This is a genomic window from Saccharomonospora sp. NPDC046836 (assembly GCF_040645195.1).
GTDB lineage: Bacteria > Actinomycetota > Actinomycetes > Mycobacteriales > Pseudonocardiaceae > Prauserella_A.
Genome location: NZ_JBEYXW010000041.1, coordinates 43,863 through 51,401, shown reverse-complemented (window position 1 = coordinate 51,401; position 7,539 = coordinate 43,863). Strand labels below are relative to the sequence as shown.

Genomic DNA, 7,539 nt, shown 5'->3' with positions numbered 1-7,539 from the left:
CACCGGGGAGATATCTGGCCACCAGCGGGGAAATCACTGGCCACCTATGGGGCGGCAACTGGCCGCCTACGGGGATTTTTCACTGACCGCCGACAGACGGGCCAGATCACGGAAAGCGTGCCAGAAACAAATTTCGAGTGCCGTTGCCACAGTGGCCCGCCCTCAGGGGCATCGGAGCGTCTACCGAGCCCTAAGATAGGACCAATGACGGCACCGAGGCGGCGATTGAGACCCACTATCCTGGAGGTCGCCGATCTTGCTGGCGTGTCGAAGTCGTCGGTGTCGAACTACTTCCACCATCCGGGAAAGCTGTCCGAGGCAACACGCCGCCGGATTGCGGATGCGATGGATGCTGTCGGGTTCTCGCTTAACGACGCCGCACGAACCCTCCGCACGGGTCGCAGCCCGGTAGTCGGATATGTCGCTTTCGAACTCGCCGCGGCGCGTACCCCAGTCATCGCCAACGCGGTGGCAGCGCGTCTGGCTGAGCACGACATCGATCTGCTGATCGCGACCAACCAAGGAGACGGCAGCCGTGAACGACGCTACCTGAGCCTGTTTGAGCGTCAGCGCGTCAGCGGGCTGATCGTATCGCCGCTGGGGGACCTTGAGGACGATCTGCGGCGGCTGCGCGACATGGGAATCCCGAGTGTCCTGATGACACGGCATCCCCGAGCTTTGGATCAACCCGCCGTCTCAATCGATCATGCCAAGGGTGGGCGGCTCGCGCTCGAACATCTACTCGAGCTAGGCCGGCGGCGGGTTGGCTTTATCACCGACACCCTCGCCGTGGAGCAAATCACTCTGCGATTCGAAGGAGCCCGCGCAGTCGCATCCGCGGCGGGGGCGTCAATCGAGGTCGTCGCAACTGCCGAGCGCAGCGTCATGAGCGGCATCGCCACAGGCCGCGCCATCGCCGATCTGCCCGCCCATGAGCGCCCGGACGCGCTGTTCTGCGTCAACGATCTCGTGGCCATCGGGGTCGTCCACGGGCTGGCGGGGACCGTCCGCGTGCCACAAGATGTGGCGGTCGTGGGGTATGACGACATCGAGTTCGCGCAGACCCCCGCCGTCCCACTTACATCGGTCGGTACCCCCCAGTCCGAGCTCGGGGAGGCAGCTGCCGACCTGATTCTTGCCGAAACGGGAATTACGTCGTCGTCGATGCCGAGGCAACGCGAGTTCGCGCCGTGGCTCGTCGTGCGGGCGTCCACCGTAGCGCCCTGATTTTGCCTCCACCGCGCGAAAGTGGCATCCTCTTGATCTGGTGGAACGTTCCACCAGTGAGGAGGCTTCGAGCATGAGAGTGATAGATCCCGTGGCTCTAGACGCGACTTTGGTGCGATCGACGCGCGGAGCCGCATCGATCGCTATAGTCGCTCGCGCGATCGGTCCTGCCACGTGACGACGGAGCGGGAATGTCGGCGCGACGAACTCGCGCCTCGCGCGAGCGCCCGTGTCCTCTTGAGCGTCCCAGACGTCATCGACGGGTTCAGTCCGACCGAACGGCCGCGCCTATCCTGGCGGGTCGAGACTGCTCCCTCTGGATGGAGGCAGGAATCGGCCGACATCGAGATCCGGCGGGGCGACAATGTCGAATGCACCAAGGTTGCTGGATCGGACTCGGTTCTGCGGCCGTGGCCTTTCGCGCCTCTGACGCCGCGAGAGCGGGTGAGCGTGCGGGTGCGAGTGCGCGATACGGCGGGGTGGGTGAGCGAATGGAGCGAGCCCGCAGCCATCCTCGGCGGCACGGTCAACTCCTGGCCGGCGCTCTTTATCGGATCCGGCGACGAGAACCCTGCTCTCCTCCGAGGTGAGTTTCAGGCTTGCGCTGCGCCGGTGCGCGCGACGCTGTATGTAAGCGCGTTTGGCGCTGTTCGTCCTCGCCTCAACGGCGAGCGCGTGGGCGATCGCGAACTCGCGCCGGGTTGGACCAGCTATCAATCGCGCGTGGACTACGACACTTACGATGTCACCGGTGTGATACGCGCCGGGACGAATGTGCTGGGCCTCGAGCTTTACGGTGCCTGGTTTACGGAGCGCTTCGGCTTTCGCGACGCCGCGGCGAGGTTCTACCAGGGAGCGCCGACGGCCAGCGCCATGCTGGTTCTCGAGTATCGAGACGGGGCGCTCCAGACCGTTGTGAGCGACGGAAGCTGGAGGTGGGCGCGCGGCGGGGCACACTCGTAGAGCATTTACCAGGGTGAATTCTTCGACGCCCGCCGAAAACCACGCGACTGGGATACCGTCGGCTTCGATACGACGGGCTGGTCTCCCGTCACGACATGGCGCTCGCCGATCGCGCCGACTCCGCGCATCTCTCCTCCTGTGCGCGTGACCCAGGAGCTCAAGCCGATCGCCGTACTCCCGGGCCCCGGGGGAGTCATAATCCTCGACTTCGGTCAGAACATCGTCGGTCGGCTCCGTCTTCGGGTGCACGCGCCAGCGGGAACGCGCATCACACTCCGCCACGCCGAAATCCTGCAGGGCGGAGAACTCGCGGTGAGACCGCTGCGGAACGCAGCCGCCACCGACCTGTTCATCGGAAGCGGAGAACCCGAACAATGGGAACCGGCAGGGACCTTCCACGGATTCCGCTTCGCGGAGATCTCCGGCTGGCCTGGAGAACTGCGTCCCGGCGACGTGGTCGCTCACGTGCTCGGGACCGACCTGCGTCGGATCGGAGGATTCCATACGTCCCACCCCCTCCTCCAACGGCTGCATGACAACGTCGTATGGGGGGCGAGGGGCAATTTCCTCTCGGTACCGACCGACTGCCCGCAACGTGACGAGCGGCTGGGCTGGACCGGTGACGTGCAAGTCTTCGCTCCGGCTGCCGCCTTTCTCTTCGACTGCGACGCCTTCCTCCGATCGTGGCTGCGGGACGTACGCACTGAGCAGAACGCTGCCGATGGCGTCGTTCCCATGGTCGTACCCGCCGTGATCCCTCAAGTTCCCGGCTTGTTCGAGCCGATCGCGGGGTGGGGCGATGCGATCACCCTCGTGCCCTGGGTCCTGCGTGACGCGTTCGTCGATGACGAGGTGCTCAGCGAGAATCTCGACGCCATGATCGCCTGGGTCGAGGCGGTGCGGCATCGGACCGGCGGTGCGCCGCTGTGGGAGGACGGCCGGCAGTTCGCCGACTGGCTGGACCCCGGTGCCCCGCCAGATCAACCGGGCAAGGCCAAGGCGGATCCGGACATCGTGGCCACGGCCTACTATGCCCGCTCCGCCCAATTGACGGCCGATGCCGCGAAGCTCGTCGGTCGCCACGAGGAGGCGCAACGCTATGCGGCCCTCGCGACGGAGATCCGTCAGGCGTTCCGCGACACCTACATCACGCCCCGCGGTCGGATGATGTCGGACGCCGCGACCGCGTATGCGCTGGCCCTCGCGTTCGATCTTGTCGAGGACGAGAGGCGCGGCCAGCTCGGTGACCGGCTCGCCGAACTCGTTCGTCGGCACGCGTACCGCATCAGCACGGGCTTCCTCGGCACGCCGGTGGTGTGCGACGCGCTGACCGCGACCGGTCACGCGGACGTCGCCGGCCGTCTCCTGCTCCAGACCGAGAACCCGTCATGGCTGTATCCCGTGACGATGGGCGCGACCACGATCTGGGAGCGATGGGATTCCCTGCTCGAGGACGGCGCGCTCAATCCGGGCCAGATGACCTCGTTCAATCATTTCGCGCTCGGGGCGGTGGCCGACTGGATGCATAGAGCCCTTGGAGGTCTCAGCCGACGCGCACCGGGTTTCCGTCGGGCCTTGTTCGCTCCCGTGCCGATCGACCGTGTCGATGACGCCGCGGTGTGGCACGACAGTCCCTACGGTCGAATCGCCGCGAGCTGGCGTCGCACCAGGGGGCGCCTCGAAGCGACGCTGAGCGTTCCGCCGGGAGTGGAGATCGAGGTGCGCCTGCCCGACGTGCGGGAGGTTGTCGGTGCCGGGACGCACTCGTGGGTGGTCCCGCTTCCCTCCCCGCCGTCCGCTCTACCCGTCCCGAGTCTCGACGGTCCGATGACCGACGTGCTCGCTTCGCGAGAGGCCTACGCCGCCGTGATAAGTGAGCTGGAGGCATGGGACCCCGATCGGGGTGCTGCCTTACGGCGTTCACTCGTCTGGACGGAGGGCCGCACCCTCCGCGACCCGCTCGACAAGGTGCCGGTCGAGGTCATGGACCGAATTGCGAGGAGACTCGCGAACCTACCGTCCGCCAACTGATGCAGCACCACAGCAGGGTTGCGCGATGACCTCTGCGAGGGCGTCGCGTTGGTCATCGGCCGACCTTCTGTAGAAACTTGACTCCCGCTGTGAGAAATGACAATGTATGCGCCCGGTGGAACGTTCCACCGACGTTCGACGCGGAACCCACATCTGCTCCAGTCGCCGCGATTCGCATTCCGACGAAAGCAACGAAGCTGAAAAAGGAAGACCGATGAAGCACAGAATTGCCACTACATCGGCCGTGGTGCTGATCGCCGCTGCGCTCGCCGGGTGCGGCGGTGAGGGGCAATCCAGCGATACCACCGAGATCGTCTGGTGGAAGCTCGCGGAAAACTCCGAGACCGCGAACGAGGTGATCGCCGATCTCGTGGAGAAGTTCGAGGCGGAAAACCCCGACATCCGAGTGAGCGTCGAGCAACGTTCCGGCGACCCGCACCAGGACGCGCTGCGCACAGTGGCGGGCACCGACGGCGCCCCTGACATCTTCTTCATGTGGACGGGCCTCGGGCAGGTCGGCGACATTGTCGACGCCGGCGCCAGCCTTGACCTCACGTCGTACTACAAGGAGCTGGGGTGGGACGAGGGGATGTTCAGCGACAGCACCCTCGACACCATCACCCAATACGGTGGCCATCACGGCGTCCCGTGGCAGGCTCGGGCGCAAGGTTTGTTCTACAACAACATGCTGTTCAAGCAGGCCGGGATCGACTCGCCTCCGGAGACCTTCGATGAGCTCATCGAGGACTCGAAGGCCCTCCTGGACGCAGGGATCACACCTTTCGCGTTTGGCGGGACGGTGAACTGGCACGTGATGCGCCTGCTCGACAACATCATGGAGGCCACGTGCGGGCCGGAGACCTTCGACGCGCTCCGGCAGCTCGAGGCGAACTGGTCTGCCGAGGCGTGCGTGACCGAGTCCTTTGACCTCCTTACCGAGTTCGCCGGCAACTACCTCAACAAGGGCTTCATCAGCATCAGCAACACCGAGGCATTCGGTGAACTGTTCGCGGGCAACGCAGCGATGGGCATCGAGGGCGATCCATTTAACCAGCTGCTGCGCGACAATGGCCAGAACGAGGACGACTGGCGGGTCGTATCCTTCCCGGGTGTCGACAGGCTGTACGGCTTCACCACGGCCAACTACATCAGCGCGACGAGCGAGCACCCCGACGAGGCGATGCGATTCCTGGAGTTCCTCGCCTCCGAGGATCCGCAGCGCCGGATCACCGAGGTGCTCGGTAGCCGGTCGGTGAACCTCGACGCCCTGCCCGAAGGCGATCGCAGCGACCTCGACAAGTCGTGGGATACGATCATCGACGAGGCCACCGGGATCTTCATCAACAGTGACCAGGCGCTGCCCCTGAACATCACCACCGAGCTGTGGCGCGTCCAGAACGCGGTGATCACGGGCGAGCTGCAGCCCTCCCAGGCGGGAGCCGAGATGCAGCGGTTCATTGACGGTCTCTGACGGGTCCGGTCGGGGCGCCATCGCGGTGACGCCCCGACTCCCTGGATGGTGGTGACGATGGTGACATCCTCGAACGCTTCGACGCCTACGCGGCGCCGAAGGTTCGGAAGCGGGACCGGGTTCCTGGCAGCCGTGCCGTTCCTCGTGCCCGTTCTCTTGTTCTACGGCGCGTTCGTCGTGTACCCGATGGTCGGCGCGGTCTTCCTGAGCTTTTTCGAATGGAGCGGCTATCGCGGGGCGCCGCTGACGTTCGTGGGACTGACAACTACGTCCGCCTGTTCACGGCGGACACGGTCTTCTGGCGCGCATTCGGCAACACCTTGATCTGGGTGTTCCTCTCGATGATCGTGCCGGTCGGCGTCGGTCTGCTGTTGGCGCTCGCGCTCAACCGGCCATTGTTCGGTCGCAATGTCTTCCGGTCGGTCTTCTACATCCCCGGCGTCATCGCGTCGATCGCGGTGGCGAACGTGTGGCGTTGGATGTACAACCCGACGCTGGGCGTGACGGCGAGCCTGGGCGACATGCTGGGCATCCCCTGGCTGAACGACATCGCGTGGTTGGGCAATCCCGACTTGGCGCTGTACTCCATCTTCGCAGCCTTCGTCTGGCAGATCGTGGGCACGAATATGGTGCTGTTCCTCGCCGGCCTGCAGGGGGTGAGCCAAGACCACATCGAAGCGGCCCAGGTGGACGGCGCGAACAGGTTCCAGGTGTTCCGGAACGTCACGTTGCCGGCCCTGCGACCCGCGCTAGTCGTGGTCGTGGTGACCACTGTCATCCACTCCATCAAACTGTTCGACCTCGTCGTCGGCATGACCGGCGGCGGTCCCGCCCAGCGCACCCAGGTGCTCGCGCTTTGGTCGTACACGCAGTCGCTGGTCAACGGCGACTACGGTGCGGGCAACGCGATCTCCACCGTGCTGCTCGTGTTAACCCTCGTGGTAGTGGTTCCGTACATCCTCTGGAACGCACGTCAGTTGCGGCAGTCATGACCGTCGTCGAGCGCCGAAAGCGCGCATCCCGGGTCGACTATCGCAGGGTGGGGCTGTGGATCGCCCTGGCCATCTCGCTCCTGGTTTGGACGGCCCCCATTCTGTTCATGGTCTTCACCTCCCTGAAGACCGAGGCGGAGATCTACACGACCCCCACCTTCCTCCCGCCCCTGGATCCGCAGTGGGAGAACTTCGCCTCAGCCTTCGAACGCGGCGGGATGCTACAGGCCGGATCGAACAGCCTCATCATCGCGCTCATCAAGGTGCCACTGGGCCTGGTCTTCTCCGCGATGGCCGCGTTCGCGCTGTCCCGGTTGCGATTCCGCTTCCAGGGCACGCTCCTGGCCGTTATCGCGCTCGGAGCCATGGTGCCGGTGCAGGTGGCGATCGCCCCTCTGTTCCAGACGATACTTAACCTCGGCCTGCTGAACACCCACCTCGGCGTGATCCTGCCGTACATCGCCTTCGGCATGCCATACCAGGTGTTTATCCTCTACGGGTTCTTCAGCGCGATCCCCCGCGAGCTCGACGAGAGCGCGCGCCTGGACGGCGCCGGCAACATGCGGCTGTTCTTCTCGATCGTGCTGCCGCTGGCCAAGCCCGCTCTCGCGGCGCTGTTCATTCTCGATTTCGTCTCGACGTGGAACGAGTATGGGATGGCGCTGGTGCTCCTGCAGGACCGTGAGTCGTGGACGGTTCCGCTGGCGGTCCAGGCGTTCCAGAGCGAGATGACGAGCGCTTTCGGTCCGCTCAACGCCTTCACGATCATGTCCGTTCTGCCCGTCGTCATCATCTACCTGCTGTTCCAACGCTATTTCGTCCGAGGGGCCCTCGCCGGCGCCGTGAAAGGTTGAC

General features: G+C 65.2%; 5 protein-coding genes and 1 pseudogene. All 6 read left to right on the top strand.

Annotated features, from left to right (window positions below):
• The first annotated feature begins 204 nt into the window (after nt 1–204).
• The 6 genes and pseudogenes from ABZ863_RS30585 to ABZ863_RS30560 all read left to right on the top strand — a co-directional run bounded on the left by ABZ863_RS30585 (nt 205) and on the right by ABZ863_RS30560 (nt 7,538).
• Nucleotides 205–1,227, top strand: coding sequence for a LacI family DNA-binding transcriptional regulator (locus ABZ863_RS30585; RefSeq protein WP_358542723.1), 1,023 nt, complete (start codon nt 205–207; stop codon nt 1,225–1,227).
• A 174-nt stretch (nt 1,228–1,401) separates the two neighbouring features.
• Nucleotides 1,402–2,328: pseudogene (locus tag ABZ863_RS30580) on the top strand (alpha-L-rhamnosidase N-terminal domain-containing protein); the annotation flags it as partial.
• A 6-nt stretch (nt 2,329–2,334) separates the two neighbouring features.
• Entirely contained in the window at nt 2,335–4,221 is a 1,887-nt protein-coding gene (locus tag ABZ863_RS30575) for a family 78 glycoside hydrolase catalytic domain (RefSeq protein WP_358542727.1), read from the top strand.
• Nucleotides 4,222–4,435: 214 nt separating this feature from the next.
• Nucleotides 4,436–5,692 (top strand): ABC transporter substrate-binding protein, encoded by a 1,257-nt coding sequence (locus tag ABZ863_RS30570; protein WP_358542721.1) that lies wholly within the window; start codon nt 4,436–4,438, stop codon nt 5,690–5,692.
• 218 nt (nt 5,693–5,910) lie between these two features.
• Nucleotides 5,911–6,684: a sugar ABC transporter permease gene (locus ABZ863_RS30565; protein WP_358542718.1), complete on the top strand. Its 774-nt coding sequence runs from the start codon at nt 5,911–5,913 to the stop codon at nt 6,682–6,684.
• Nucleotides 6,681–7,538, top strand: coding sequence for a carbohydrate ABC transporter permease (locus ABZ863_RS30560; RefSeq protein ID WP_358542715.1), 858 nt, complete (start codon nt 6,681–6,683; stop codon nt 7,536–7,538). Before ABZ863_RS30565 ends, ABZ863_RS30560 begins: the two co-directional genes overlap by 4 nt.
• The last annotated feature ends 1 nt before the right edge of the window (nt 7,539 follow it).

Coding starts and splice junctions, on each gene's coding strand:
- ABZ863_RS30585 (WP_358542723.1), top strand. CDS start 205: ATGACGGCACCGAGGCGGCGATTGAGACCCACTATCCTGGAGGTCGCC.
- ABZ863_RS30570 (WP_358542721.1), top strand. CDS start 4,436: ATGAAGCACAGAATTGCCACTACATCGGCCGTGGTGCTGATCGCCGCT.
- ABZ863_RS30565 (WP_358542718.1), top strand. CDS start 5,911: ATGGAGCGGCTATCGCGGGGCGCCGCTGACGTTCGTGGGACTGACAAC.
- ABZ863_RS30560 (WP_358542715.1), top strand. CDS start 6,681: ATGACCGTCGTCGAGCGCCGAAAGCGCGCATCCCGGGTCGACTATCGC.